This window comes from Thermostichus sp. OS-CIW-29 (assembly GCF_054058195.1).
This window is the reverse complement of record NZ_JBSSAB010000022.1, coordinates 26,880-51,650: the sequence shown is the minus strand read 5'-3', so window position 1 is coordinate 51,650 and position 24,771 is coordinate 26,880. Positions and strand designations below refer to the sequence as shown.

Below are 24,771 nucleotides of genomic sequence, written 5' to 3'. Positions count from 1 at the left end.
CAGGACTTGGGTCATGGTTCTATCATAACTTCCGCATTCCTCCCGACACTGACCCTACGGGTACAGTGCGGGGCTCCTGCGATTTCTAGCTGAAATAATTGAAATTAATCAGCACTAGTGAGTATCAAAGCACTCCGGGACTAGTCCCGCTCAATGTACAAAAAAAGCACTGCCATGCCCACTGCAGGAAGCAGCCAACCAACAATGGGGATAAAAATCCAAGGAAGATAAGCAGCAGCGTAAGAACCGGTCATGATTTTGCTCCTCTCAAGTGACTTGACAAACTTGACAACTAATTCACCAGCCCTCGAAAGATGGCGTCGATCCCGGCAAAGTTCTCCAGCAGGAAATAGGCAGCGAACACGCCACCCATACCTCCCAAGAAAAATCCTGCCGTCAGATCCCCCCAACCCCGAGCTGTAGCCAGAGGAGCGGCCCCCGGTGTTTCTGGCTTGTTTCCGAAGGTAACGCTGCCATAGGCCGACATGCAGGCGGTTCCCAGCAGCACAATCGCCATCGCCGTAACCAGCCCGCCTAAGTTAGCTGCCTCAGGGTAATCCCGCAGCGGCCCCAGCACAATTTCTGGCCCTACCAAGAAATAGCCATGGGCCAGCCCAATTTCTAGACCCCGCAACAGCGGCGATAAGCCAGGACGGTTGATGGGGAGATTGTTGATGAACAGACGGGTGACAGGAGAATCGCTGATGGGCGTCGAAAGATGCCCCTCGCAGGGATCGTCGTTAAAGGTGCGAATGTAATCCATGTCCGAATGTCCTGCCTGGAATTTTGCGATTCATTCTACGGGGCCTAAGTTACCCTCTCGGCAACCACCACCCGGATCGTTAAAAAAGTTCATGCTCGCTTAACACAGAGATAGCTCTTCTAAATAAGTTTGAGACATAAGTTTGAGACATTCCCTCGCAGAACCTGTCCTCAGCAATTCGCGCTCTTGCCCATGATCCCTGACCTGCTAACGCGAACTTCACCCTCTCCAGGGGGAGAAGAGAGAAGTCCAGATTCACCGCCTGGTTGTAACCAGTGGTGAGGAATAGCGGCAGCTTTTTCGGACTGTGTATTGAGTATTAAGTTGAGTATTAAGGTCTGCAATGAAGTGGGATCCCTGCTGGGCAAGGGATCGATATTGCGCTGTGGTAGGTAGCCCCGAAAAAAGTGGTAGATACACTGGCCATGGGTCAACAAAGCCTAACTGAATTCGGCTAGGTCGTAAAAACAATGGGACCCTTTACCCCTACCTATTGGGGGCTACTACCAGACCGAAAACCTCAAACCTACAGACTAGAGCCTAGGCCCACATAGGAGCCATAGAAAAAGAGCCCAACTACCGTGATCACACCCAAACCGGCAACCACAGCCACTATCCACAAAGGGATCCTTGCTTGACTGGTCATAGCAACTGGTCTCCAAAAGAACTAAAGACGGAACTAGCAGCAATTACATTTTCGGTAATAAGGGAACAAAAGCTGGCCAAAAGCCAACTGTATCCCTTGCCAGCCCCTTTCAACTCTAAGAAGAGCAGAGTGGGATCCTGGCCTCAGTTGAGAAAATAGCTGGAGAACAACAGCCCAACCACAAACACCAGCAGCAAACCCAAGTAAAGGGAAGTGCGGTTTAGCTCGACAGGTTGGGAGTTGGGATTCCTTTCGGGTTGATCAGCCATTGGGTTCACCGTTGAATAAACTGCATTGCAGCAATGGCTCCCAAGAAGAAAACCGTTGGGATCGCCAAGGTATGCACCGCCAGCCAACGGACGGTAAAAACAGGGTAAAAAACGGGTTCATCAGATTTAGTGGCCATAGATATCACCCTACGCAAAAAGCTCAATCAACTTACAAATTGCAACAACGAATAGTCCACTTACCCACGGGCACTCCTAGCGAGTCAGCCTCTCCAACTCCTCCAGAGCATTGAAGCGATCGCTGACGATCGGCAACTCCTGGCGTTCTGCCGTGAAATACTCATTGGGGCGTGGGGTGCCAAAAATATCATAGGCCAGGCCGGTGCTCACAAAAAGCCAGCCTGCCAAAAACAAAGCGGGAATGGTCAGGGCGTGAATAACCCAGTAGCGGACACTGGTAATGATATCGACAAAAGGTCGCTCTCCGGTGCTGCCAGCCATGAAACTCCTCCCTAGGGTAGGGGCAAAAGTGCTTTCTGAACTTTCTGAGTCTATAACACAATGATAAGGATTTGGATGCACAACTACAAGTTACGAGACCCTTGCTTAGGCCCTTTGCTGTCAAGCCGGATCCCGTCTTGCATAGGTAAAATCTCCTAAGGGATCCCTGCGGCGAACCTTCTTACCCGAGTTTTCAGAGTCTCACTGCCAAAGGGCGCAATCCCAAGGGGCATCGAGGGCTTGAGGATGGGGCGGAAGTTTGAGATAAGCTGGCCCTGAGGGGATGTTGTTGGAACAGGAGTGACAGCTATGCGGTGCTCGTGGCCCCTAGCTCTGAGCTTGTGTTGGACGCTGGGCTGGTCGGGTGTCAGCTTGCCGGCTTGGTCCCAAGGGGTGGAGCAGCAAGCCTCGCTGGCCTGGACCGACCCCTACGTGGCGGCTCTGGAACGTCAGACAGATGTGGTGATCACCCAAGAACCCCTGTCAGCCACCCTGACCCGTCTGGAATTGGCCCAGTGGCTGACGGAGTTTTTCGGCTACATTCCCAATCCCAACCAGGTGCAGGAGATTCGCGACCTGGAGCCCAACACCCCCGACTATTGGACTGCCCAAGCCGTGCTGCAGGCGGGGGCCATGCGCCTATACGAGGGCAACGAGTTTCGCCCGCAAGGGGATATCACCCACCTGGAAGCCCTGGCCATTTTGGTGCGGGCTCTGCAATTGCCTGCTCCCACCCAGGCCGACATTGAGCGCTGGATGGCTCTGTACACCGATGCGGCTGATGTGCCGGAGGTAGGGCGGGCTTTTGTGGCCATGGCAGGCGAGGCGGGGCTGCTGGTGAATGTGCCGGATCCGGCCCGTCTTCAGCCCAATCGGGTGCTGAGGCGAGCAGAAGGGGCAGTGTTGTTGCATCAGGCCCTGGTATATCGCGGTCAGCTTCCGCCCTTGCCACCCCCTGTGGCCCAGTTGCGTCCCTCCCCAGCCCGGGTGGCCGAGACTGTCCAACCCGAAATCTTCCAAACGCGGATCACTCCCGAGGGAGGAAGTGTTCCTGCAGGGGGAACCTTGACCATTGAAGCGCAGGCCACTCCCAACGGCAGGGCTACGGTTGATATCGGCGGCGTGGTTCAGGGTCTGCCGATGCAGGAGGTGCAGCCCGGCTACTACCGCGCAGTTTATAGCCTTGGTCCTCAGGATGCCGTCTTTGGCCCCGACATCAGTATTCAGTTGACCCTCAATGGCGTCAGTACCCGCGTTCAACGGCGGCTACCTCAACTGGCCTTGGGCAATGTTGCTCCTCCGCCAGTGGAATCAGTATTTCCGCCCCCAGCTCCTCTGCCGCAGCCAGCCCCTCTGACTGCAGCCAGCAATCGCTATCCGCGCATTGAGGCCATTCGCTTGGATCCCCAGCGCGACTTGGTGGAAGGGGACATTCTCACCATTGCCATTTGGGGGGAATCTGGAGGGATCGCCCAGTTTGATCTGGGGAATCTGGCCCTGAACCAGCCGATGCGGGAGGTACGACCCAACCACTACGAAGGCACCTACGTGGTAGCCCCCACCCACCAGGCCAACAATCCCACCTTGAGGATTGTGCTCACCAAGGACGGCCTCAGCCAGGAACATCGGGAGATTTTTCCTTTTTCCATCGATGGCTCCAGAGGAACCCGCTCCACCATTCAGCCGGTTTCCGCACCCGTCGCCACGGGACTGCCCCAGATTTTCAGTGTCACCACCAACAGCACCAATCTGCGCATGGGAGAAATTCTCAAAGTCACCATGCGAGGGGATCCGGGGGGGCGGGCTGCTTTTCGGATTATTGGGATAACGCCCGAAGTTGAAATGCGGGAGGTGGCGCCGGGCCTATACGAAACCCAGCAGCAGTTGCCCTTCAACATGCAGCCGGTCAACAACGGCATCATCGAGGTGATTTTGCAAAGAGGGGGCCAAAAGACCACCCAAACCAGCCCCTCGCCCATTACCATCGCCCCTTAGCTAGGATCCCCGAGAAGGCTAAACTGCTGCCTCAAAGGGATCGGCGCTGCGCTGGATCTGCGTAGAGAGCTTGGGGATTACCTGCAGGTTGAACTGTTGCTCGAAGACTTTTTTCTTCTCGTTTAAGCTCCACAACTCTAGGGCACAGTCGTCCTTGGGATGCCTGGGATCCAAAATCAACTCCATGCGGCGGGGGCCTTCTCCCAGGAGCTGAAAACGGCAGTGCAGGGCTTGAATGGCCTGCAGGCGGCGGCGATCCAAAGCACAGGCTATGCGCAGCAGGGGGCTCAGTTCCAGCACCACTTGGCGATCCCGCTCGTCGCTGAGGCGCTGGAAGTTCTCGTGCTTCTTCTTGGGGGGCGACTTGCGGTGGTAGCGGGCCAAGTTGGCGATCACCTCCACCTCTTCTTCGTTGAAGCCCAAGAGTTCTCCATGGCGGATCAGGTAGTAGGAGTGCTTGTGGTGGGCGGCATGGCTGATGAAGTGGCCGCAGTTGTGCAGCATGGCCGCCGCCCAGAGAAGAGCCCGCTCCCGGGATCCCCAGCCATGCAGGATGCCGCGGGTTTGATCGAAAAGGCTGAGGGCAAACTCGGCCACCCGCTCGGCATAGGGGATCTCCACCTGGTATTTTTCCGCCAGCTTGAGCACACTGCGCCGCCGCACCGAGCTGTGGTAGCGCAGCCGATCCTCAATCAGCCCTTGGCCGATCATCCAGTCCACGATCAGCCCTTCCCGCAGAGCCCGTTCGCAAAACTGGATCCGCTCCACCCCCAGCAGGGTCATCACTTCTTCCAAGATGACCGCCCCGGCTAGGATGATCTCCCCCCGCCTTTCCCCCAGGCCGGGCAGCTTTTGCCGTTCGGCCACCGTGAGGGAGCGCAGCTCTTTGATGTAGCCGCGCAGGGCTTCCAGGCTGAACTCATACCCCTGCAGGCGATGGGGGAGAGCGCCCAACCGACGGCGGGCATCCAACTGGGCCAGGCACTCGACGGTGCCAGAGGTGCCCACCAAAGGCAGGGATCCCTGTTGTTGTGAAGAGGCAAGGATCCGCTTCATCTGCTCGATGGGGGATTCCAGCATGCCGCGGATGTGCTGGCGCAGGGCTTGCAGTTCGCCAGAAGTGGGCGGGTCGTGGTGCAAAAAAGCCTGGGTCAGACGCACTGCCCCTACCTTGACGCTGCGCAGAAACTCCGGCTCTTGGCCATTGCCCAAAATCAGCTCGGTGGAGCCGCCACCAATATCCACCACCGCGTGCAGCCGGTTGTGGAACTCCATCGCCGAGAGCACCCCCAGGTAGATGCGGCGGGCCTCTTCCTGCCCCGAGATTAACTCCACCCGCAGGCCCAGCTCCCGTTCAATCCGCTTCAAAAACTCCAGCCCATTGGGGGCCTCGCGCACAGCACTGGTAGCCACGGCAACAATATCCTGCACCTGAAAGCTCTCAGCAATGCGGCAAAACCGCTCCAGAGCCGTCCGGGCCCGTTCCATAGCTGCAGGCGTGAGGGCGCCCGTCTGGCTGCAAAACTCCCCCAGCCGGACGGTGGCTTTTTCGCGGGAGATGATGGTGAAGCTGGGGATACGGGGATTGATGCGCACCACCACCATGTGGAGAGAGTTGCTGCCCACATCGATGGCCGCCAGAACGGGGGCAGCCCAAGATTCAGGACGAGAAGCCGGGCCGGTTTCGGAAACTGGGGGAGCAGAGGCGACAGGGCATTCCGTGAAGTTGGTGGGCGAAGAGATCATGGCTCGGGTGTGGGGGTCAACCCCTTTAGGATACTGTGTACTTTCCCCCCTTGTTCCGGGCCGAGTCGTGAGGTGAGGTTCGCGGTTGACTCGGCAAACAGGGGAATTGATTAGCTGGGGATCCCTGCCGCTCTCGCCCCAGCCTAAGATAGGGACACAGTATTTGATTTGTTTGTTTCAAAGTAGGTTCCGATGTCTCAGCCAGCCGAATCACCTCAGAAGGCCAACAGCACCCTCAAACTGCTGCGCACTCACGAGTCTCCCAAACTGGAGCGCATCCGCCACACCACTTCCCATGTCCTGGCTATGGCGGTGCAAAAGCTGTTTCCCAAGGCCCAGGTGACCATCGGCCCCACAACCGACTACGGCTTCTACTACGATTTTGACCATCCCGAGCCCTTCACGCCGGAAGATCTGGATCGCATCAAAAAAGAGATGCAGGCAATCATCAAAAAGGGCCTGCCGGTGATCCGCGAGGAGGTGAGCCGTGAAGAGGCCAGGCGCCGCATCGAAGCCCTCGGAGAACCCTACAAGCTGGAGATCTTAGACAGCATTCCCGAAGGGGAGGTCATCAGCATTTACCACTTGGGGAATGAATGGTGGGATCTCTGTGCCGGTCCCCACGTGGAAAACACCCAAGAGCTCAACCCCAAAGCTTTCGATCTGCTCAGCGTGGCCGGCGCTTATTGGCGGGGGGATGAAACCAAGCCGCAGCTCCAACGCATCTACGGCACCGCCTGGGAAACTCCAGAGGAGCTGAAGGAATACAAGCGGCGGCTGGAGGAGGCCAAACGGCGGGATCACCGCAAGCTGGGCAAAGAACTGGGTCTCTTCCTGTTTTCCGATGAAGTGGGTCCGGGCTTGCCCCTTTGGACTCCGAAAGGAACTACCCTACGCTGGGTGCTGGAGGATTTTCTCAAGCAGGAGCAGCTCAAGCGGGGCTACCTGCCGGTGGTTACCCCTCATATTGCCCGTGTGGACTTGTTCAAGATCTCCGGCCACTGGCAAAAGTATCGGGAAGATATGTTTCCCATGATGGCGGAGAATGAGCAGGCGCGTGCGGCTGAACAGGGCTTTGTCATGAAGCCGATGAACTGTCCTTTTCACATCCAAATCTATAAATCAGAGCTGAGATCCTACCGCGATTTGCCGCTGCGCTATGCCGAGTTCGGCACCGTCTATCGCTACGAACAATCGGGGGAATTGGGGGGCTTGACCCGCGTTCGCGGCTTTACGGTGGACGACGCCCACTTGTTCGTTCGTCCCGATCAGTTGGAAGAAGAGTTTCTCAAGGTTGTCGATCTCATTCTGGTGGTTTTCGACAAGCTCAAACTCAAAGATTTTCGCGCCCGCCTCAGCTTCCGCGATCCCAAGTCTGACAAATATCTGGGATCCCCTGAGGACTGGGACAGGGCCGAGAATGCCATCCGTCGCGCTGTAGAGAAGCTCTCGATGCCTCATTTTGAAGGGATCGGCGAAGCAGCCTTCTATGGGCCAAAGCTGGATTTTATTTTCCGCGACGCCCTGGATCGGGAGTGGCAACTGGGCACGGTGCAGGTGGATTACCAAAACCCACAGCGCTTTGATCTGCAATACGTAGCTGAGGACGGATCCCGGCAACGCCCGGTGATGATCCACCGCGCTCCCTTTGGCTCGCTGGAGCGGCTGATTGGGATCCTCATCGAAGAATACGCTGGGGATTTTCCCTTCTGGCTGGCCCCGGAACAGGTGCGCATTTTGCCCGTTTCCGATCAGTATCTGGGCTACGCCACCCAAGTGCGGGATCAGCTGCGAGAGCAGGGGATCCGCGTCCACATCGATGCCGACAGCGATCGTTTGCCCAAAAAAATCCGCAATGCCGAGAAGGCCCGGATCCCCTTCATGCTGATCGTGGGGGAACAGGAACAAGCGGCAGGAACGGTGAGCGTGCGCCAGCGCCATGGACAGGAGCTGGGATCCCTGACGGTGGCAGACTTCCTGGATCAGGTGCAGGCGCTCAACTAGCCGGTTGCGGCAATGGAGGGCAGTGGAGTTTTCAGAACTTGAGGATCCCAGATGCCGGGGAGCTCAAGAAAGGGCCTGAATGTCCCTTTCTAAAGAAAAGCCAGCCGACGGCCGTGTTGACGGCCCGCCGCTATTCTGGCGGCAATGCCCAGAAGATCGTTGTGGGGCGGGAGCATGACTCTAGTCAATAATAAGCTCAACTATACTGAAAATAATGTATAATATGTTCAGTACGGATTACTACCAGTTGATCTTTCTGTTTACTTTCGAGTCTGCCAACATGGTAGCCAAAGCAAAGCAGAAAATTGGTAGTAAGACGACACGGAAACTGCGCTTTGGGTATTCTACTCAAAGCTTTGCGGGATACCGCCATTCTGTTTGGACTCCGTCCCGCTAACGCGAATGGAAACAAACAGAATGCTATCGCTGCATAGTTGAACAGTGATGTTCAGCAGTGTTCAGCGTAAATGTATCAGCTTTCCTGTGGATCCAAGGTGCTGGTGGCTGCCCAGCCGACGCGGGGGGTGGATGTGGGGGCCATCGAGGCCATTCATCGCCGCATCCTGCAGGCACGGGATCAGGGCATGGGGGTGCTGCTGGTATCGGCGGATTTGAATGAGGTGATCAGCTTGTCGGATCGCATTTTGGTGATCCATGAGGGCCGCCTGGTAGGAGAACTCAGGCCTGAAGAGGCCACCGAAGAGCGGATCGGGCTGCTGATGGGCGGGATCCAGCATTAGACGAGGCTGGGGGCAGCTTGAGAAGACCCTGCCGCCCGTTCTTGGGCTAGGGCTGCTCGCCGTTGCTCCAACTCTTGAGGAGAGATGCGCCCATAGGTCACGCTCATCTCGGCCAGCCGCTGGATCATGTCCTGCCGCAGCATGTCCTCGCGGTAGCGCCAGGCCCAGTTGTTCTCGGTGGTGCCGGGGAAGTTCATGCGCGCCTCTGCCCCCAGCCCCATCACATCCTGCAGGGGAATGATGGCCAGGTCGGCTACGGAAGAAAGGGCCAAGCGGATCAGATCCCAATGGATGCCCCCGGATCCCTGGCAGCCCAAATAGCGCAGCAGGTTTTGTTTTTCCCACTCCGAGCGATCCGGGTCATGAAACCAGCCCACCACCGTGTTGTTGTCGTGGGTGCCGGTGTAAACGACAAAGTTGCGCTCATAGGCATGGGGCAAATAGGGGTTATCGGGCCCAGAGCCGAAGGCAAAGAGCAACACCTTCATGCCGGGCAAGCCAAATTGATCCCGCAGTTGCAACACCTCCGGCGTAATGTTTCCCAGATCTTCGGCAATCACCGGGATTTCCCCCAACTTGTCGGCCAGGGCCTGAAAGAAATCTGCTCCCGGCCCTTTTTGCCACTCCCCTTCCACAGCCGTTTCCGCATCGCCCGGAATGGCCCAGTAGCTCTCGAAGCCGCGAAAGTGGTCGATGCGCACACAATCCACTTGCTTGAGAATGGCCTGCATGCGTTTGATCCACCAGTCGTAGCCACGGGCCTTGAGCACTTCCCAGTTGTAGAGGGGGTTGCCCCAGCGCTGCCCGGTGGGGCTGAAATAGTCCGGCGGCACACCGGCTACTTGTAAAGGCCGTCCCTGTTCATCCAGGTGAAACAGCTCCCGGTTGGCCCACACGTCGGCACTGTTGGGGGCAACGTAGATGGGCACATCCCCGATGAGCTGCACTTGATGCCGATGAGCATACTCCCTTAGGGATCCCCACTGCTGGGCAAACAGATACTGCCAAAACATCTGCTCGGTAATGGCATCGGCATAGCGATCGCGAGCCTCTTGCAAAGCCGGCGGATCCCGTCGCACCAAGGCCGGATCCCATTGGTTCCACTCTTGCTCGCCGTACACATCCTTGAGGGCCATGAACAGGGCATAGTCGGGCAACCAATCGGCTTCGGCAGCACAATAGGCTTGGAAAGCTTCCCAATCGGGGCCGGAAGCTTTTTCTTTGAAGGTTGCCCAGGCGCGGTGCAGCAGGCCCAGCTTGAAGGGGATCACGGTTTCGTAGTCCACCCGCTCGGCAGACCCGGCTTGGATCGTTGGCCATTGGGGCAGGTCCTGCCAACTGTCGGGCTCTAGCCAGCCGGCTTTTACCAACAGCTCCGGGCTGATGAGCAGCGGGTTGCCGGCAATGGAGGAAAAGCTCATGTAGGGGGAGTTGCCCCAGCCGGTCGGCCCAAGAGGAAGAACCTGCCAGAGGCGTTGGCCGCTCTCCACCAGAAAGTCCACAAAGCGATAAGCCGATGGCCCCAGATCGCCGATACCAAATGGCCCCGGTAGCGAGGTGGGGTGCAGGAGGATCCCACTGAGTCTGCCCATGCGCATGGCCAAGCCCTTTTGCCCTAGGTGGTTTCACCGCCTATGCTGTCACTTCTGGAGCCACGGTGGACAGCTCCAGACAAGACAAAATTAGAACAAAGTTAAAAAATGAGCAGGATCCAAGGCCAAGACGCGCTTTTCCCTCTGGCCAGGGGATCCCGTCAGGCCACCTCGGGGGCAGGGCAGGCTTGGGCGTACCAGTTGTAGAGACCATCGCCGGTGGTGAGCCAAGTATGAGGGCGAGATTGGATGTGCTGCAAGGCTTTTTTCAGGGATCCCATCCGCAGAGGCTGCCCGACAATAAAGGGGTGCAGGCCGATGGCCATGATGCGAGGGGAGCGTTCCCCATCTTGCCAGAGTTGATCAAACTGGTCGATGAGGGCCTGGGCAAAGGCTTCTGCCGACAGGCGGGCGCTCAGACAGAGGCTGATGTCGTTGGCCTCCAGGGTGTAGGGGATCCCCAAGAGGGGGCCGGCGGCAGTTGGGAACCAGTAGGGTTGGTCGTCGTTTACCCAGTCGGTGGTGTAGCGGATCCCGGCAGCCTTGAGCAGGTCAAAAGTATTCTCGCTAACGGAAAACCCCGGTGTCAGCCAGCCCCAGGGTCGGGATCCGGAAACCTTCTCCAAAAGGGACAAGCTGCGCTCGATGAGCTCTTGTTCGGCTTCGCGGGCCAGGCCGCTGTGGCCGGTGGAGTTGTTCCAGCCGTGGGCCAACACCGACCAGCCGTATTGGCGGATCCCTTCGATGATGGGGGGGTAAAGCTGCACCATTTCTGCATTCAAGGCGGCAGTCACCGGGATCCCCAGCTCGGCAAACAGCTCAAACAAGCGCCAAATGCCCACCCGATTGCCGTAGTCCCGCCAGCCATAGTTGGCGATCTCAGGGGAGCTGGTGAGATGGGGTTGAATGGCTGTGCCCAGCTTGCCAAAGGTGAAGTGCTCGATGTTCATCACCACGTACACAGCCACCCGCGCCTGATCCGGTAGGCTTGGCAGATTTCGGCTGGGCAGAGCTGAGTAGGCAGGGGGCAGCATGTCCGCTCTCCAAAGCTTTGATGCTCACCAAGGGGGCAGGCTAGTCCTTTGATTTTCCTGAGGTCAAGGCCCGATGGCAAGCCTGCACTTCTGGAAGGGTGAATAGGCGACGAAAGGGGATCCCTGCTTCTCGGCAGCGGTCTTCTGCCCCTTCCAGCCGATCCACCAAAGCCAGGATCCCTTCCGCCCGGTAGCCGGCTGCCCGCACCCGTTCGACAGCCTTCAAAGCAGAACTGCCGGTGGTCACCACATCTTCCAGGATCCACACCCGACTGCCTGCCGGCAACTCCGGCCCCTCGATCCAGGCTTGCGTGCCGTGCCCCTTGGGCTCTTTGCGCACGATTAGGGCGGCTAGGTTGGCAGGCTCAGCCCTCAGGGAGGCCAAACTCACCGCCGTCACCAGGGGATCTGCCCCCAGCGTCATTCCGGCCACTGCCTCGGTTTCGGGCGGCAACAGTCGGTGCAGCAGGGATCCCACCCAATAAGCTCCTTGGGGGTGAAGGGTAACCGGTTTGCAGTTGATGTAGTAGGGGCTCTTCTGTCCAGAAGTGAGGGTAAAGGAGCCTTCTCGATAGGCCAGTTGGGCAAGGAGGTACAACAGTTTCTCCCGCGCTTCCTCTGGGGAAAGGGTCAGGGGAGAGCAGTCAAGAAGCAACACAGCAGGGATCCCCTTGGTTCAATAGCTGATGGGAAAGAGCACTCAGGACATTTTATTATCCGGCCAATCTCCACCGAATCCAATCTCCCGTTTTTCGGCTTCACGGGAGGGATCCCTGTCACGCAAAAGATACGCCTGTCTTGGCTAGGGCCAATGTTGCTGAAGTTCTAGACCGGCGGATACCTGAAAATCTGTTCAAACAACCACCTGGGGCATCATTTGCTCAACCAACAGAAGCAACGTGTTGGCAACAGAAGCCGGCTCCTGGGCATTCAAAGTTGTGTGCGGAACTGAACCGTCCTGATTCCCCAAAATTAACAAAATGTCTTCTGGATCCCAGGCATTGGGTTGATCGACGTGGGTGATCCCAATCACGCAGGGGGCACTTGTCCTGGCTTTCATAAAAGATTGAATAGCTTGGGCGTTGCGAAATTGGCCCGGCAAGTGCGCAGGCACCAGAAGAACATAGCCGTGGGCGCGCTTAATTAAAATATCCCACATAAAGTTAAAGCGAGACTGGCCGGGAGTGCCGTAGAGATGCAGCCACATCTCTTCTTCCTCCTCTCCAATTCTCAAACGGCCAAAATCCATGCTTACCGTTGTGGTTTTCTTCAGTTCTGCCACCTCGTCCGTTGCTTTGCAATCGGTGTCTACTACCTCAATCTCGCTAATCGTGCGAATAAAGGTAGACTTTCCAGCTCCCACCGGCCCTGTTACAACAATTCGCAAGATATTTCCCATAAACCAGCCTCAGACTAAGCTCTAGCGACAAAGCTGAATAAAACTCGGGGGAGTGCACCGATGTGCCGCACGGGAGGTAAAACTATCCCCAGCTTGTTTCTCAGATAATTCTCAGATAGTTTGAATAGAGATACTGACAACAGCTTTGCTTCGTGGAGATTCCGGAAACTCAGATGCCTCAGCCTAATCAGAAGTCAGAGAAATTAAGCAAGTAGAGCAAGCAAGAGTCTACTCTAACTCAAATTAACTCAAATTAAACTGTTAGCACCATTGGCGATTAATCGTTTGAACAAAGCCTCACTCATGCCTGTTTCCTGTTGCACTGCATTGTAGGCCACCTCAAGGTAGGCTTGCTCAATAAAGGAGAGGTCAATCATACAGACCTTGCTCAAGCTGGTGCGCAACTGCTCAGGCTTGCCTTCTTTCACCAACCGCCGACTGACCTCCTGCACAACTGTGGCCATAGCAGGCACAACATGTTGGGGGCCGATGCCAACGCGCACATGAACTATGCCGATTTTCCAGCGGCGATCCGCATACTGGGGGCCCCAATTGTCCATGCCCGTGAACATTTCCTTGAACCAGTCAGCAAAAGTTTGGCCCAGCCGCTGCCGGTTGTGCTTGGCTATCACTGCCGCCATTTCGGCATCGCGATCCAGATAGCCGTAAAAGGCGTCTGACATTTCCGCCGCGATACTGCCGCCCCAGTCAGCACTTTGCTGCAAAACTTTCTTGTCATCATCTGTGAATTGCGTGCGTGAGATCAGGACTTGGAGCAGCTCCGAAGGTTTAATGGCCATAGTTCCCTCAACGTCAGGATAGGATCTAAAGACTTAGCTTCCACATTTGATTTTCTTACTTCATTGCCTCTGCAATGCTTGCCGCGACTCGCTTAATTTCCAAAAAGAGCAAGCCTTGCTTGACTTCATGACTGGCAATTGTCAGCAAGACGGCATCGGGGCCACAACTGGTTAAAACCCCGTATCCTTTTTCCCCCTGTACAAAAACTCTCTCTATGGCTCCGCGCCCTAGCTCTCTCCCAATCCGTTCGCCCAAAGAAAGCATGGCAGCCGACATAGCAGAGGTTCTCTCTTCATCCATACCCACAGGCAGTGTGGAAGCCAAAGGTAACCCGTCAGGGGTGACCACTGCTGCTCCCTGGACTTCTGGCGTATTGGCAACATAGCTCTGGAGGATCGCCTGCAAAGAGGACAGATTAGCCATCCTACATCTCCCTGCTGATTCCCTATTTCTAATGTTTCTACCCGAAAGCCGAAAACATGACTGCAAATATCCCTATGCTTTTATTTTTCGCGCATGCCCTTGAGGAGGGTGGCTAATCGACTGACCAGAGAAGGCTTGACGGGGCCGCCCTCATCCTGGAGACCAGGCACCCTTGCCCCCAGCCTCTCCCTCACCGGCTCGGGATTCACCTCCTCAGCAATCGACTTGGACAGCTCCCAGTGACCAGACCGAGCCAGAACCGTTGGCCCCTCACAGGGACTGATCAACCCCAGCTTGGCCAGACGGGCACAGGCATAGCGCACCTCCAGCAGGTCTGCCCCCAGTGCTTGAGCCAAAGCCGTCAGCTTGCGAGAAGGCGACACCTGCTCCAGGATCCCCCACTCCAGCGCAGAAAGTTTGAACAGAGGCAGTTCGGTGCTGGTACGCCAAAAGCAACTATCGGGTTCTGGCAGGTCTTTTTCGGGGCGCTGCTCCAGCTTGAGCTGCTGCAGGGCTTCCAGGACGGCAGCGGTGGCGCCCTTGCTCAGGCCGGTCATTTCTCGGTAGGGCATGGGCACATTGGGCAGGAAGCTGAACTGGCCGGATTCGAGGGCAAAGAGGCTGTAGAGGCCGGTTTGCAGTTGATGGCGAAAGAGCTTGGCCAAATCTACGGGCGAGATCAACCCTTGCCGCTGCAGGCAACGCCCCAGAGGCTCTTCCGAGCCGCAAAAGGAAGCCAGCTTTTCGACCACCCGCTCGCTCACCAAACCAGAGTCGGCTAGCAGGCTCTCCAGGCGGTGCTCTTTTTGAGGTGGCAAGGCAGCGATGACCCGACCCTGATAAAACCAGATCCTGTAGATGCCGCCGGGCGCCCAAATACAGAGCTGCCCTGTTTTGCTGCCTCTTTCGATCAGTTGCAGCAGATCGGGCAAGGAAAATTCTTGGAGGTCTCCAACTATGGCCATAAGAACTCTCTATGAACCTCGCTTCGATGGAATAGGTGAAAAATCAATGCTTCAGTGATTTTTTGGACATCCCTATTCTTGTACATGGACTCTCGGACAACAACCGTGTATCAACGGCTGTGTTCTTTGTAGCTAGGTACTCTGCGCGCCAGCAGTTACACTTACTATCTGGGAAAATCTATCAAGGAATACAATTAGGCAGCACTCGGAAGCCCTTCACAGAAGAGTTCTAGTTTCCTTTGTTTCAGCTTTGTGTTGGATCATGTCGCTTCGTAAGATAGAACTCCTATTTTTGCTTTCTCTGTGAGCGGAAGTTAGAGAAAAGTTATAGACCCTTCCAAGTTCTTTACAAAGCCAGAGGATTGTTCTCCCTCTGTCGGTTTGCCTCACTTTTCGCGCATGCCCTTGAGGAGGGTGGTTAATCGACTGACCAGAGAAGGCTTGACGGGGCCGCCCTCATCCTGGAGACCAGGCACCCTTGCCCCCAGCCTCTCCCTCACCGGCTCGGGATTCACCTCCTCAGCAATCGACTTGGACAGCTCCAAGCGACCAGACCGAGCCAGAACCGTTGGCCCCTCACAAGGACTGATCAACCCCAGCTTCGCCAGACGGGCGCAGGCATAGCGCACCTCCAGCAGGTCTGCCCCCAGTGCTCGAGCCAAAGCCGTCAGCTTGCGGGAAGGCGACACCTGCTCCAGGATCCCCCACTCCAGCGCAGAAAGCTTGAACAGAGGCAGTTCGGTGCTGGTACGCCAAAAGCAACTATCGGGTTCGGGCAGGTCTTTTTCGGGGCGTTGCTCCAGCTTGAGCTGCTGCAGGGCTTCCAGGACGGCAGCGGTGGCGCTTTTGCTGAGGCCAGTCATTTCTCGGTAGGGCATGGGCACGTTGGGCAGGAAGCTGAACTGGCCGGATTCGAGGGCGAAGAGGCTGTAGAGGCCGGTTTGCAGTTGATGGCGAAAGAGCTTGGCCAAATCTACGGGCGAGATCAACCCTTGCCGCTGCAGGCAACGCCCCAGAGGCTCCTCCAAGCCCCTAGCGACCAACTGGCTGACCACCTGCTCGTCCACCAAGCCAAAGCGCGTCAGCAGGCTTTCCAAACGATGCTTTTCTTCAGGGGTGAGGGCGGCAACCACCCGACCTTGGTAAAACCAAATCCGCTGAATGCCATTGGGTGCCCAGATGGATAATTGCCCTGCTTTCTTACCCTTTTCCATTAAATGCAACAGGTCGCATAAGGAAAATTCCTGAAGATCTCCAAGCATCGCCATACTTTTGCTCCCTTCACCGCTGCAAGATGCGCTTTCTCAGTATTTTCACGGTTTTTGCTTTGCTAAGCAAGAAACCAGAAGATGCGCTTACAGCTTGGTTTCGGCCTAATCTTACAACCAAATCCTCAAAAGTTAAAGCGGATTAATCTTTTTAATCAAATGTAATCGAAGTTGCCGAATTTTTGGCTTGGACGCAGCGGAAATTGTGTCAGAAGCTCGGTAAAACCTCGGAAGACTTAACGATCGATACTTAGTCATTCGTAATTTTTAACACTTTTTTAGCTGCGGCTACTCGAAGATCTACGGGGTACAAAAGTTCGCCTCAAGAGGAGTGAATTGAGGATTACACTGAGGGAACTCAAGGCCATGAGACCCCCAGCGATTGCCGGGCTAAGCCCAATGCCAAAGGGGGGTAGGAGCACGCCTGCTGCCACTGGGATCCCTACCAGGTTGTAGCCAAAGGCCCAGAGGAGGTTCTGCTGGATCTTGCGGAAGGTGGCGCGGCTGAGGCGGATAGCTTCCACCACATCCCAGAGGCGGTTGCGCATGAGGATGATATCGGCGGTTTCTAAGGCCGCATCAGTGGCTGAGTGCAGGGCGATGCCCACATCGGCTTGGGCCAAAGCCGGAGCGTCGTTAATGCCATCTCCCACCATGGCAACTCTCTGGCCTTGGGTCTGCAGGTCGCGGATGACTTGAGCTTTGTCTGCCGGGTGAACCTCGGCGATAACGCGGATCCCGGGCACTTGCAGAGCTTCGGCTACCTGCTTGGCCACCTCAGCCCGATCGCCAGTAAGCAGCATCACCTGCAAGCCCATCTTTTGCAGTTGTCGCAGTGTTGCCTGCGCATCAGGCCGCAAGGGATCCTGGGCTGCCAGCAGCCCCACCAGGGATCCCCCTAGAGCCACGCCCACCACCGTTTTGCCGGCTGCCAATAGCGCCTCGGCCTGGGCCTGGGTCTCTGGGGAAATTGGGATCCCCAAAGCAGCCAGCCCATCCAGGGATCCCAATACCACTGCCTGCCCTTCCACTTGGGCAGCAACCCCTATCCCCGGTTGGGTTTGAAACTCGCCGGCGGAGAGCAACGGCAAACCCTGGGTGCGGGCGGCTTGCAAAATGGCTTGCGCCAGAGGGTGGCGAGTGCCGCTTTCCACTGTGGCCGCCAGTTGGAGTAGGCGATTGGGATCCAGGGAGGGGTCAAGGCTGAGACAGTCCGTCAGGTGGGGATCCCCTTGGGTGAGGGTGCCGGTTTTGTCGAAGACCACCGTTTGCAAGCGATGGGCTTTCTCCAGAACATCTCCCCCTCGGATGAGCAAACCCCGCTCGGCTCCCAAGCCAGTACCCACCAGGATGGCCATCGGCGTAGCCAATCCCAAAGCACAGGGGCAGGCCACCACCAAAACGGCAATGGCCATCTTGAGGCTGCTGAGCAGAGGTGTGGGGTGAGGGGGATGGTCGCTCAGATGCAGATGGGAGTGCAGGCTGAACCCCTCCAGGACAAAGTGCTCCGCACCGTCGCTCCCCCAGAGTGGGATCCCAATCCAGTACCAGAACCCAAAGGTGAGAATGGCCAGCGTGACCACCCCATAGGTGAAGTAGCCCGCCACCTGGTCGGCTATCCCTTGGATGGGGGCCTTGCGAGCTTGGGCCTCTTCCACCAGGCGAATGATCTGGGCCAAGGTGGTGTCTTTCCCGGTGCGCGTCGCCCGGCACAGCAGCAACCCCGATTGGTTCAGCGTTCCCGCCACCACGGGATCCCCCACTTGTTTCAGCACCGGCAAGGGTTCCCCTGTCAACATCCCCTCGTTGACCGTGGCCTGGCCGGCAATGACTTCTCCATCCACCGGGATCTGTTCGCCGGCCCGCACTTGGAGCCAATCCCCCACTCGCACCTGTTCGATAGGACACCATTCTCCCGTCTGGGATCCCAGATCCAGGTTCCCCTCTGGGCTGGAAGCCAGAGATCCCGCCTTCTCTGCAGGCTGAACCCGCCGAGCCAAACTGGGACACAAGCTCACCAGCGATTGCAGGCTGCTGGCCGCCCGCAGGCGGCTGTGCTGTTCCAAGGCCCGTCCCAACAGGATGAAGCTGAGCATCATGACGGGCTCGTCGAAAAAGCACTCCCAGCCCACCTGAGGGGCCAACAACCCCACCAGACTGGCCAGGTAGGCCGATCCGGATCCCAAGGTAACCAAGGTGTTCATGTTGGGGGCCAGCCGCCGCGCCCCTCTCCAACCATCCAGGACAATGCCGCGAGCTGGGCCGACAAAAGTCAAGGTCGCCAAGCCCCAGTGCAGCCAGACATCATTCAGGAGGGGCAAGCCCAGACGGGCGAAGAGATCCAAGTGTCCGGCGGCAGAAATCAGCAGCAAAAAAGCGGCGGTGAGCGCTTGGCGAATGTGGTGTCGGGTCTGCTGTCGCTGCCGAGAGAGGGGATCCGCAGGCACATCCAAGGCTTCTTCCCACCCACCGGGAGGGGAAGAGGGATCTTGAGAGTGCTCCGCACCGCTGACGCGAACGGAACTCCCGCCGGAGAGGGCCTCACCCTCTGAACTGTAGCGGCTGGGAAACCCTGCCTCTGTCAAAATCTGGGCCAGGTGCTGCGGGTCGGGCCGGATCCCAGGGGCAAACTCCACAAGGGCCGACTCGGTAACCAGGTTAACGCTGGCCTTGACCACCCCCGGCTGTCTCAGCAGGGCCTGCTCAACGGTGCGAACGCAGCCGGCACAACTCATGCCCCCCACGTGGAGAATCAGGGATCCCGCCTGAGAAGGCGCTGTGGGCCCATTCTGGTCAGCTGGATCCCTTGGCCTGTCTGCCTTATGGGCCTTATGGGTCAGAGTGCTCCGCACCGCTGACGCGAATGCATCTGGGATGGCCATCTCTGTTCTCCCGTGGTTAACAGCCCCCTCGCCCTACTGGCCAGTTATGTAGCGGTAGGACAGGGCTCTACATCCCATTTTTTGCCAAACTCAATCGTAGGACTGGGATCCCGGCGACAAAGTGCTCCCCACCGCTAACGCAAACGGCAAGGGAACAGAAAGCAACAACTAGGCAGCGCGGGCAGGCGGGGACATAAAGCTGGGGGGAATGGACTCGGGAACATACCTTTGCAAAATATCCTCGATGGTCTGCATCGCTTCCGCATCCAACGACCAGCCCCAAAGGCCGGATATCGCTTCCAGATGATGGGGTTTGCGCGCCCCCCACAGTGCCACACTCACCCCTGGTTGATCCAGCAGCCAGCGCACCGCCAACTGAGCCAAGGTCTTGCCATAGCGATCCTGAGCAAACTGGCTCAATGCCTCTGCCGCCTTTAGGTACTGGGAGTAGCGCGGTTCAACAAACTTGGGGTCGATCCCGGCGCGCATGTCCCCTGGGGGGAAGGTGGTTTGCGGCGTCATCCGTCCGCTCAGCAGACCTCGGCAGAGGGGACTGTACACCAAAGTGTGAATGCCGTGCTCTCGACAGTAGGGCAAGACCTCTGCTTCAATCTGCCGCTCGAACAGGTTGTAGGGGGGCTGGGCGGTGTGCAGAGGAGCCACCTGGCGAAACCGATCCATCTGTTCGGGGGAAAAGTTGCTGACCCCAATGGCGCGGATCTTGCCCTGCTGCAGCAACTGCCCCAGAAACGCCGCCGTTTCTTCGATCGGTTCCAAGGGATCCGGCCAATGAATTTGGTAGAGATCGATCACATCTGTTTGCAAGCGGCGCAGAGAATCCTCCAGTTCTTGGGCCAAGCGAGGCAGGCTGGAGTTGCGCACCACTTTGTTGTTTGTCCACTCCAGTCCCGCTTTGGTGGCGAGAACCACCCGATCGCGGCAACCTGAGTCTTTGATCGCTTGCCCCAGCACTTCCTCCGAAACACCCAGTCCGTAGATGGGAGCGGTGTCGAAGGTGGTTATGCCCAAATCAATGGCTTTGCGAATCGTGGTGTAAGATTCCTGGCGGTCGGAAGGGCCCCACCAGCCGCCGCCCATCGCCCAAGTGCCCAGGCCCACCCGGCTCAACCTTAGCCCTGCATCTGCGAGGGTGACGAACTCCATGGCTGCTCCTGCTGAACCCCGATCCTCCCACTGTGGCCAGGGATCCTCTCCAAAAATCTAGCAGACATTGCTGACAGCAGCCGAGGTTGCGTGAACGACCCAAGCCTGTGACCGGGGTTGGAAGGAGAGGAGAGGCTTTTGACTCTGCTGTTGTAAGGAACTGAATCGATAGGATCCCATTCAAGAGCTGCAGCGTCTCTCAACCCAGAACTTTTGCGAGGAATGGCTCCATGAAGCCCACTTTTCTTGTCTCTACTGTCAGCTCCGTCGGTATGGCTCTCCTGTGGGGATCCCTTCTGGCTGGAAGGGCTGCCCAAGCGCAGGTGATCACCCCTCTTTTCCCCTCTGGAACTCCCATCCCCGTCGAACCCTTGCCCCCCAGCCCGGACATTCCCACCCTGCCCATTGTGCCGGATCCCCGGCCTGTGCCGGCAACCCCTGCTCCCCAGCGACCGCTGCCCAGGGGGAGTTTTGAGGAGATCAGCCGCTACTTCCGCGATCTCAACCGCGCCAAAAACCTGGCCCGCCAAGCTGCCGAGATTGCCAATGGGGGCCTACAACGCTATCGCGCCGAAGCTTCCATGCACGGGGCAGCCATCGACTCGCCGTTTGAAGAGTTTGAAGACGCCTGGATCTTCACCTTCCGGGGGGGAGAGCCCGGCTTCGTCCAGCCCAGCATTGAAACCCAGGTGCGGGTGGACAGGCGCACCTTTCAAACCACCATCCTCTACAACGGCCCCATCCGCTCTCTGCGCTAAGGGATCCCTGGCATAATCAAAAGGCAAAAGGGAAGGGATCCAGGCCATGACCAAGTTTGTCTTCGTCACCGGTGGAGTGGTCTCCAGCATCGGCAAAGGCATTGTAGCGGCCAGCTTGGGTCGCCTCCTCAAATCCCGCAACTACACGGTGTCGATTTTGAAGCTGGATCCCTACATCAATGTGGATCCCGGCACCATGAGTCCCTACCAGCATGGAGAAGTGTTCGTCACCGACGACGGCGCCGAGACGGACTTGGACTTGGGCCACTACGAGCGCTTCACCGACACCAACATGTCCAAGCTCAACAATGTTACCACCGGCGCCATCTACCAGGCGGTGATCCACAAAGAGCGGCGGGGGGATTATCAGGGCAGCACGGTGCAGGTGATCCCCCATGTTACCCAAGAGATTAAAGAGCGCATCCGGCGGGTGGCCCGCGAGACCAACCCCGACGTGGTGCTGGTGGAGGTGGGGGGCACGGTGGGAGATATCGAGTCTTTGCCCTTTTTGGAGGCCATCCGCCAATTTCGCAAGGATGTGGGCCGGGCCAACGTGGCCTATGTGCATGTTACCCTGGTGCCTTTGATCAAGGCGGCAGGGGAGATGAAAACCAAGCCCACCCAGCACTCGGTGAAGGAGCTGCGCTCTATTGGTATCCAGCCGGACGTGTTGGTGTGCCGCTGCGAGCAGCCCCTGCCCCGCAGCATCAAAGAGAAGATCTCCGAGTTTTGTGACGTGCCGGTAGAATGCGTCATCCAGGCGCAGGATGCCCCCAGCATCTACGACGTGCCTCTGGTGCTGGAGCAGGAGGGGTTGGCGCAGCGGGTTTTGGAGATCCTCAACTTGGATCCGCAGCAGCCAGATCTACGGGAGTGGGAGCTCCTGGTGCAGCGGCTGCACCACCCCCAAGAGCAGGTGGAGATTGCCATTGTCGGCAAATACGTGCGCCTTACGGATGCCTATCTTTCGGTGGCCGAGGCCCTGCGCCATGCCGGGTTGGCCCTCAATGCCGGCGTCACGCTGCGCTGGATCTCTTCTGAGGAAGTCGAGGAGCGGGGGCCGGAAGCCCTACTGGCTGGTGTGGATGGGGTAGTGGTGCCGGGGGGGTTTGGCAATCGCGGCATCGAGGGCAAGGTGGCTACCATCCGCTACGTGCGCGAGCAAGGCATTCCCTTTCTGGGCCTGTGTCTGGGCATGCAATGCGCGGTGATCGACTGGGGATGTCACATTGCCCACCTGGAGCGGGCCAACAGCTACGAGTTTGACCCCGATACCCCCCACCCGGTGATCAGCCTCTTGCCGGAGCAGAAAGATGTGGAAGATCTGGGAGGAACCCTGCGGCTGGGCCTCTATCCCTGTCGCATCATGCCCAATACCCTAGCGGCCAAGCTCTATGGCGAGACCATCATCTACGAGCGGCACCGCCATCGCTATGAGTTTAACAATGCCTACCGCAGCCTTTTTCTGGACTCTGGTTATATCATCAGCGGAGTCTCGCCGGATAACCGCTTGGTGGAGATTATCGAGCTGCCCAGCCACCCCTTTTTCATCGCCACCCAGTTCCATCCGGAGTTTCGCTCCCGCCCCAACCGCCCCCACCCCCTCTTTTTGGGGTTGATCGAAGCTGCCCTGCGCAGCCGCCCTCAGCCTCACCCCCTGCAGTTGCAGAAGATGGGCTAGTTGACAGATCCCTTGTCCAAAAGTGGGGGCACGCCTCTGGTCCTGGTTCTGCAGAGCTTTGCTGAACATAAACTGCTGCGGAATCCTGGGTTTCGCCTGTGGAGCAGCCGTGGCCTACTGCCTAAAACGAGGTCATCCAATCTGCCAAAATTTCCTGTCGGCGTGGATGACGCAGTTTGCGCATGGCTCGTGCTTGAATTTGTCGGACGCGCTCTCGAGACAGGCCGAAGAGCTGACCAATTTCGGAGAGAGTGTGCAGGTGGCCATCTTTCAGCCCATAGCGGAGCTTGAGGATTTCTTGCTCTCGGGGGCTGAGCTGCTCCAGCATTTCTTCCAGTTGGGCAGACAGCAGGTGCAAGTCCATTTGCGATTCGGGAGTGGGGCCGTTGGCGGCCTCGATAAGCTGCATCAGCTCCGTATCTTCCTCTTTGCCGACCGGAGTATGCAGCGAAAGAGTTTGGCGACCGGCTTCCAAGAGGGTTAAGAGAGCGTCCAGCTTGTCGGGGGAAATCTCCAGAGCTTTGGCAATCTCTGCTTGGGTGGGGCGACGGTTTAGGGCTTCGGTCAGCTCCCGCCGGATCCGCTTCACCTGGTTGAGCTTTTCTACCATATGCACCGGGATCCGCACCAGGCGCCCCTGATTGGCAACGGCGCGGGTGATCCCTTGGCGAATCCACCAGTAGGCGTAGGTGGAAAACTTGTAGCCGCGTTCGTACTCAAATTTTTCTGCGGCTCGGATCAGGCCAATGGTGCCTTCTTGAATCAGATCCAGAAACGGCACACCGCGATTTAAGTACTTTTTGGCAATCGAGACCACCAGGCGCAGGTTGGCCCTAACCAATTCCCGTTTCGCCCGTTCCCCGGCGGCTCCCCCCTCTGCAATCAGCCGTCCCAATTTCACTTCCTGCTCGGCACTGAGGAGTGGGTAGCGAGCCATTTCCCGCAAAAATATGCCCACCGAGTCCTCCGAAAGCGAGGCTTGGGTCGCTCGGTTGCCGGGTTTGCTGAGCCGTACCTCAACCCGTTTCGGTGGGGGGGGACAATTCTGAACAGCTACATCCATCCCATTCGGTTAAGACTTCATACAAACTCACATCCACAAGCGGATGTTGGAAACTTTGCTTGGATACAGGACAGAACCGGTTGACCCTTCAGCAAACCCAGCTCCCTGCAGACACAGGGCAGAGATCTCGCCGGATTTCAAGAGGCTACTCGGTTTCTCTTCTCAGAAGGTTCAGAATTTAGCTTTTGCTAAGGTGGGGCGCAGGCCAAGCACCCCCGTGATGGTAACGGTCAGCATCCGGTAGGATTGTTAAAGTGACTACAGAGTTGACCTTGTTTTGCAGTGCACCATGCCACGCCAACGGAAGAAATCGGATTTGCCCAGCAAGATTTGTCTCACCTGTCAGCGACCCTTCACCTGGCGCAAAAAGTGGGCCGACTGTTGGTCGGAGGTGAAATACTGTTCTGAGCGATGTCGCAATCATCGCCCCAAGGGATCCCTGCCTGCTTCCCGGCAAGACGGTTGGGACGGATAATGTTGTCTCAGGATCAGGACATAAGGGTTTGGATCTGTCGGGGTTGGTGATGCGGTTTCTCAAGTGGCTGTTGCACAATCCCCACGAGACGGAAGAGGAGGATCCTTTTTTGCGGGCCATTGCCCGCATCGAAAGCCTGATCTCGAAGCTGCTTTCAATTTTGATGATCGGGCTAATCACAGTAGCAGTGGTGGACTTGGCCCGGTTCTTGGTGGCAGATTTGTTGACCGAGCCAACTGGGTTTTTCTCCACCACTTTAATCGAGATCTTCGGCCTCTTTTTAAATATTTTGATTGCGCTGGAAATTCTAGAGAACATCACCGCCTACTTGCAAAAGCAAGTGGTACAGGTGGAGTTGGTAATCGTCACCTCTTTGATTGCGGTGGCCCGCAAGATCATCATTTTTGATTTCGAGAAGCTGGGGGGGTTGGAGCTCATTGGCTTGGGGGCAGCAACGTTGGCCCTCTCGGTGAGTTATTGGCTGGTGCGGCGAGCCAAGCCTCCATCCAAGTCCGGGGAAGATTAAGCTTGGACAGAATCCTGGTACGATGGGGATGGAGCTTTCCTGCAAGAATTGTGCGTGCGCGATCTAAGTTGGCCAGCCTGGTGAAGTTAGCTGTGCTGATGGTGGTGCTTTGGGTGGG

General features: G+C 57.4%; 24 protein-coding genes and 1 pseudogene. 7 read left to right on the top strand and 18 right to left on the bottom strand.

The genetic code is table 11. From position 1 onward, the window contains the following. Positions 1-140: 140 nt before the first annotated feature. The 6 genes from ACVWZJ_RS09060 to psbE all read right to left on the bottom strand — a co-directional run bounded on the left by ACVWZJ_RS09060 (position 141) and on the right by psbE (position 2,137). Entirely contained in the window at positions 141-254 is a 114-nt protein-coding gene (locus tag ACVWZJ_RS09060; protein WP_011433114.1) for a photosystem I reaction center subunit VIII, read from the bottom strand. 38 nt (positions 255-292) lie between these two features. Further along, positions 293-763: a photosystem I reaction center protein subunit XI gene (locus ACVWZJ_RS09055; RefSeq protein ID WP_011433113.1), complete on the bottom strand. Its 471-nt coding sequence runs from the start codon at positions 761-763 to the stop codon at positions 293-295. Positions 764-1,289: 526 nt separating this feature from the next. Further along, positions 1,290-1,409: a photosystem II reaction center protein J gene (locus tag ACVWZJ_RS09050; protein WP_011433112.1), complete on the bottom strand. Its 120-nt coding sequence runs from the start codon at positions 1,407-1,409 to the stop codon at positions 1,290-1,292. A gap of 143 nt (positions 1,410-1,552) precedes the next feature. Next, a complete protein-coding gene (locus ACVWZJ_RS09045; RefSeq protein WP_011433111.1) occupies positions 1,553-1,678 on the bottom strand; it encodes a photosystem II reaction center protein L in 126 nt (41 codons plus the stop codon). 5 nt (positions 1,679-1,683) lie between these two features. Beyond that, complete coding sequence (gene psbF, locus ACVWZJ_RS09040; RefSeq protein WP_011433110.1) at positions 1,684-1,815, bottom strand: cytochrome b559 subunit beta; 132 nt, start codon at positions 1,813-1,815, stop codon at positions 1,684-1,686. 76 nt (positions 1,816-1,891) lie between these two features. After that, positions 1,892-2,137: a cytochrome b559 subunit alpha gene (gene psbE / locus ACVWZJ_RS09035; protein WP_011433109.1), complete on the bottom strand. Its 246-nt coding sequence runs from the start codon at positions 2,135-2,137 to the stop codon at positions 1,892-1,894. Positions 2,138-2,446: 309 nt separating this feature from the next. Here psbE and ACVWZJ_RS09030 point away from each other — a divergent pair, with 309 nt between their 5' ends. After that, positions 2,447-4,132 carry an S-layer homology domain-containing protein gene (locus ACVWZJ_RS09030; protein WP_011433108.1) on the top strand — a complete coding sequence of 562 codons (1,686 nt, stop codon included), beginning with the start codon at positions 2,447-2,449 and terminating at the stop codon, positions 4,130-4,132. Positions 4,133-4,150: 18 nt separating this feature from the next. Here the strand turns inward: ACVWZJ_RS09030 and ACVWZJ_RS09025 are convergent, their stop codons facing one another. Next, complete coding sequence (locus tag ACVWZJ_RS09025) at positions 4,151-5,878, bottom strand: Ppx/GppA phosphatase family protein (protein WP_011433107.1); 1,728 nt, start codon at positions 5,876-5,878, stop codon at positions 4,151-4,153. Between the two features lie 192 nt (positions 5,879-6,070). Here ACVWZJ_RS09025 and thrS point away from each other — a divergent pair, with 192 nt between their 5' ends. Together thrS and ACVWZJ_RS09015 are read left to right on the top strand one after the other, a co-directional pair. Further along, positions 6,071-7,882 carry a threonine--tRNA ligase gene (gene thrS / locus ACVWZJ_RS09020; RefSeq protein WP_011433106.1) on the top strand — a complete coding sequence of 604 codons (1,812 nt, stop codon included), beginning with the start codon at positions 6,071-6,073 and terminating at the stop codon, positions 7,880-7,882. A 491-nt stretch (positions 7,883-8,373) separates the two neighbouring features. Continuing rightward, a pseudogene (locus ACVWZJ_RS09015) lies at positions 8,374-8,622 on the top strand (sugar ABC transporter ATP-binding protein); the annotation flags it as partial. Here the strand turns inward: ACVWZJ_RS09015 and malQ are convergent. The 10 genes from malQ to ACVWZJ_RS08965 form a co-directional block, all read right to left on the bottom strand. Further along, a complete protein-coding gene (gene malQ, locus ACVWZJ_RS09010; protein WP_041436456.1) occupies positions 8,619-10,220 on the bottom strand; it encodes a 4-alpha-glucanotransferase in 1,602 nt (533 codons plus the stop codon). The pseudogene ACVWZJ_RS09015 and the gene malQ overlap by 4 nt on opposite strands. A 155-nt stretch (positions 10,221-10,375) precedes the next feature. Beyond that, positions 10,376-11,248, bottom strand: coding sequence for a polysaccharide deacetylase family protein (locus ACVWZJ_RS09005; RefSeq protein ID WP_011433102.1), 873 nt, complete (start codon positions 11,246-11,248; stop codon positions 10,376-10,378). Between the two features lie 40 nt (positions 11,249-11,288). Continuing rightward, the gene (pyrE, locus tag ACVWZJ_RS09000) at positions 11,289-11,906 is read right to left on the bottom strand and encodes an orotate phosphoribosyltransferase (RefSeq protein ID WP_011433101.1); all 618 of its coding nucleotides are present in this window, start codon (positions 11,904-11,906) and stop codon (positions 11,289-11,291) included. Positions 11,907-12,101: 195 nt separating this feature from the next. Further along, on the bottom strand, positions 12,102-12,647 hold the full coding sequence (locus ACVWZJ_RS08995; protein ID WP_457395853.1) for a GTP-binding protein: 546 nt from the start codon (positions 12,645-12,647) through the stop codon (positions 12,102-12,104). A 248-nt stretch (positions 12,648-12,895) separates the two neighbouring features. Then, positions 12,896-13,447: a protoglobin domain-containing protein gene (locus ACVWZJ_RS08990; protein ID WP_414356696.1), complete on the bottom strand. Its 552-nt coding sequence runs from the start codon at positions 13,445-13,447 to the stop codon at positions 12,896-12,898. Between the two features lie 55 nt (positions 13,448-13,502). Beyond that, a complete protein-coding gene (locus ACVWZJ_RS08985) occupies positions 13,503-13,871 on the bottom strand; it encodes a roadblock/LC7 domain-containing protein (protein ID WP_011433098.1) in 369 nt (122 codons plus the stop codon). An 80-nt stretch (positions 13,872-13,951) separates the two neighbouring features. Then, positions 13,952-14,836 carry a DUF4388 domain-containing protein gene (locus tag ACVWZJ_RS08980; RefSeq protein WP_457395850.1) on the bottom strand — a complete coding sequence of 295 codons (885 nt, stop codon included), beginning with the start codon at positions 14,834-14,836 and terminating at the stop codon, positions 13,952-13,954. 386 nt (positions 14,837-15,222) lie between these two features. Then, the gene (locus ACVWZJ_RS08975) at positions 15,223-16,104 is read right to left on the bottom strand and encodes a DUF4388 domain-containing protein (protein ID WP_457395848.1); all 882 of its coding nucleotides are present in this window, start codon (positions 16,102-16,104) and stop codon (positions 15,223-15,225) included. Positions 16,105-16,382: 278 nt separating this feature from the next. Further along, on the bottom strand, positions 16,383-18,986 hold the full coding sequence (locus tag ACVWZJ_RS08970) for a heavy metal translocating P-type ATPase (RefSeq protein ID WP_457395846.1): 2,604 nt from the start codon (positions 18,984-18,986) through the stop codon (positions 16,383-16,385). Between the two features lie 168 nt (positions 18,987-19,154). Further along, positions 19,155-20,150, bottom strand: a complete 996-nt coding sequence (locus ACVWZJ_RS08965; RefSeq protein WP_457395844.1) for an aldo/keto reductase — start codon at positions 20,148-20,150, stop codon at positions 19,155-19,157. 230 nt (positions 20,151-20,380) lie between these two features. Here ACVWZJ_RS08965 and ACVWZJ_RS08960 point away from each other — a divergent pair, with 230 nt between their 5' ends. Next, positions 20,381-20,908, top strand: a complete 528-nt coding sequence (locus ACVWZJ_RS08960) for a hypothetical protein (RefSeq protein ID WP_414329187.1) — start codon at positions 20,381-20,383, stop codon at positions 20,906-20,908. A gap of 46 nt (positions 20,909-20,954) precedes the next feature. Continuing rightward, positions 20,955-22,589, top strand: a complete 1,635-nt coding sequence (locus tag ACVWZJ_RS08955) for a CTP synthase (RefSeq protein WP_457395842.1) — start codon at positions 20,955-20,957, stop codon at positions 22,587-22,589. Positions 22,590-22,710: 121 nt separating this feature from the next. Here ACVWZJ_RS08955 and ACVWZJ_RS08950 read toward each other — a convergent pair whose 3' ends face one another. Then, positions 22,711-23,652 (bottom strand): sigma-70 family RNA polymerase sigma factor, encoded by a 942-nt coding sequence (locus ACVWZJ_RS08950; RefSeq protein WP_457395840.1) that lies wholly within the window; start codon positions 23,650-23,652, stop codon positions 22,711-22,713. A gap of 289 nt (positions 23,653-23,941) precedes the next feature. Here ACVWZJ_RS08950 and ACVWZJ_RS08945 point away from each other — a divergent pair, with 289 nt between their 5' ends. Together ACVWZJ_RS08945 and ACVWZJ_RS08940 are read left to right on the top strand one after the other, a co-directional pair. Beyond that, entirely contained in the window at positions 23,942-24,127 is a 186-nt protein-coding gene (locus ACVWZJ_RS08945; protein ID WP_041437321.1) for a DUF2256 domain-containing protein, read from the top strand. A 49-nt stretch (positions 24,128-24,176) separates the two neighbouring features. Then, entirely contained in the window at positions 24,177-24,653 is a 477-nt protein-coding gene (locus ACVWZJ_RS08940; protein WP_457395838.1) for a phosphate-starvation-inducible PsiE family protein, read from the top strand. Positions 24,654-24,771 lie beyond the last annotated feature (118 nt).

Excerpts from the sequence above, each read along its gene's own strand:
- ACVWZJ_RS09060 (WP_011433114.1), bottom strand. The coding sequence starts at position 254 with ATGACCGGTTCTTACGCTGCTGCTTATCTTCCTTGGATTTTTATCCCC.
- ACVWZJ_RS09055 (WP_011433113.1), bottom strand. The coding sequence starts at position 763 with ATGGATTACATTCGCACCTTTAACGACGATCCCTGCGAGGGGCATCTT.
- ACVWZJ_RS09050 (WP_011433112.1), bottom strand. The coding sequence starts at position 1,409 with ATGACCAGTCAAGCAAGGATCCCTTTGTGGATAGTGGCTGTGGTTGCC.
- ACVWZJ_RS09045 (WP_011433111.1), bottom strand. The coding sequence starts at position 1,678 with ATGGCTGATCAACCCGAAAGGAATCCCAACTCCCAACCTGTCGAGCTA.
- psbF (WP_011433110.1), bottom strand. The coding sequence starts at position 1,815 with ATGGCCACTAAATCTGATGAACCCGTTTTTTACCCTGTTTTTACCGTC.
- psbE (WP_011433109.1), bottom strand. The coding sequence starts at position 2,137 with ATGGCTGGCAGCACCGGAGAGCGACCTTTTGTCGATATCATTACCAGT.
- ACVWZJ_RS09030 (WP_011433108.1), top strand. The coding sequence starts at position 2,447 with ATGCGGTGCTCGTGGCCCCTAGCTCTGAGCTTGTGTTGGACGCTGGGC.
- ACVWZJ_RS09025 (WP_011433107.1), bottom strand. The coding sequence starts at position 5,878 with ATGATCTCTTCGCCCACCAACTTCACGGAATGCCCTGTCGCCTCTGCT.
- thrS (WP_011433106.1), top strand. The coding sequence starts at position 6,071 with ATGTCTCAGCCAGCCGAATCACCTCAGAAGGCCAACAGCACCCTCAAA.
- malQ (WP_041436456.1), bottom strand. The coding sequence starts at position 10,220 with ATGCGCATGGGCAGACTCAGTGGGATCCTCCTGCACCCCACCTCGCTA.
- ACVWZJ_RS09005 (WP_011433102.1), bottom strand. The coding sequence starts at position 11,248 with ATGCTGCCCCCTGCCTACTCAGCTCTGCCCAGCCGAAATCTGCCAAGC.
- ACVWZJ_RS08995 (WP_457395853.1), bottom strand. The coding sequence starts at position 12,647 with ATGGGAAATATCTTGCGAATTGTTGTAACAGGGCCGGTGGGAGCTGGA.
- ACVWZJ_RS08990 (WP_414356696.1), bottom strand. The coding sequence starts at position 13,447 with ATGGCCATTAAACCTTCGGAGCTGCTCCAAGTCCTGATCTCACGCACG.
- ACVWZJ_RS08985 (WP_011433098.1), bottom strand. The coding sequence starts at position 13,871 with ATGGCTAATCTGTCCTCTTTGCAGGCGATCCTCCAGAGCTATGTTGCC.
- ACVWZJ_RS08980 (WP_457395850.1), bottom strand. The coding sequence starts at position 14,836 with ATGGCCATAGTTGGAGACCTCCAAGAATTTTCCTTGCCCGATCTGCTG.
- ACVWZJ_RS08975 (WP_457395848.1), bottom strand. The coding sequence starts at position 16,104 with ATGGCGATGCTTGGAGATCTTCAGGAATTTTCCTTATGCGACCTGTTG.
- ACVWZJ_RS08970 (WP_457395846.1), bottom strand. The coding sequence starts at position 18,986 with ATGGCCATCCCAGATGCATTCGCGTCAGCGGTGCGGAGCACTCTGACC.
- ACVWZJ_RS08965 (WP_457395844.1), bottom strand. The coding sequence starts at position 20,150 with ATGGAGTTCGTCACCCTCGCAGATGCAGGGCTAAGGTTGAGCCGGGTG.
- ACVWZJ_RS08960 (WP_414329187.1), top strand. The coding sequence starts at position 20,381 with ATGAAGCCCACTTTTCTTGTCTCTACTGTCAGCTCCGTCGGTATGGCT.
- ACVWZJ_RS08955 (WP_457395842.1), top strand. The coding sequence starts at position 20,955 with ATGACCAAGTTTGTCTTCGTCACCGGTGGAGTGGTCTCCAGCATCGGC.
- ACVWZJ_RS08950 (WP_457395840.1), bottom strand. The coding sequence starts at position 23,652 with ATGGATGTAGCTGTTCAGAATTGTCCCCCCCCACCGAAACGGGTTGAG.
- ACVWZJ_RS08945 (WP_041437321.1), top strand. The coding sequence starts at position 23,942 with ATGCCACGCCAACGGAAGAAATCGGATTTGCCCAGCAAGATTTGTCTC.
- ACVWZJ_RS08940 (WP_457395838.1), top strand. The coding sequence starts at position 24,177 with ATGCGGTTTCTCAAGTGGCTGTTGCACAATCCCCACGAGACGGAAGAG.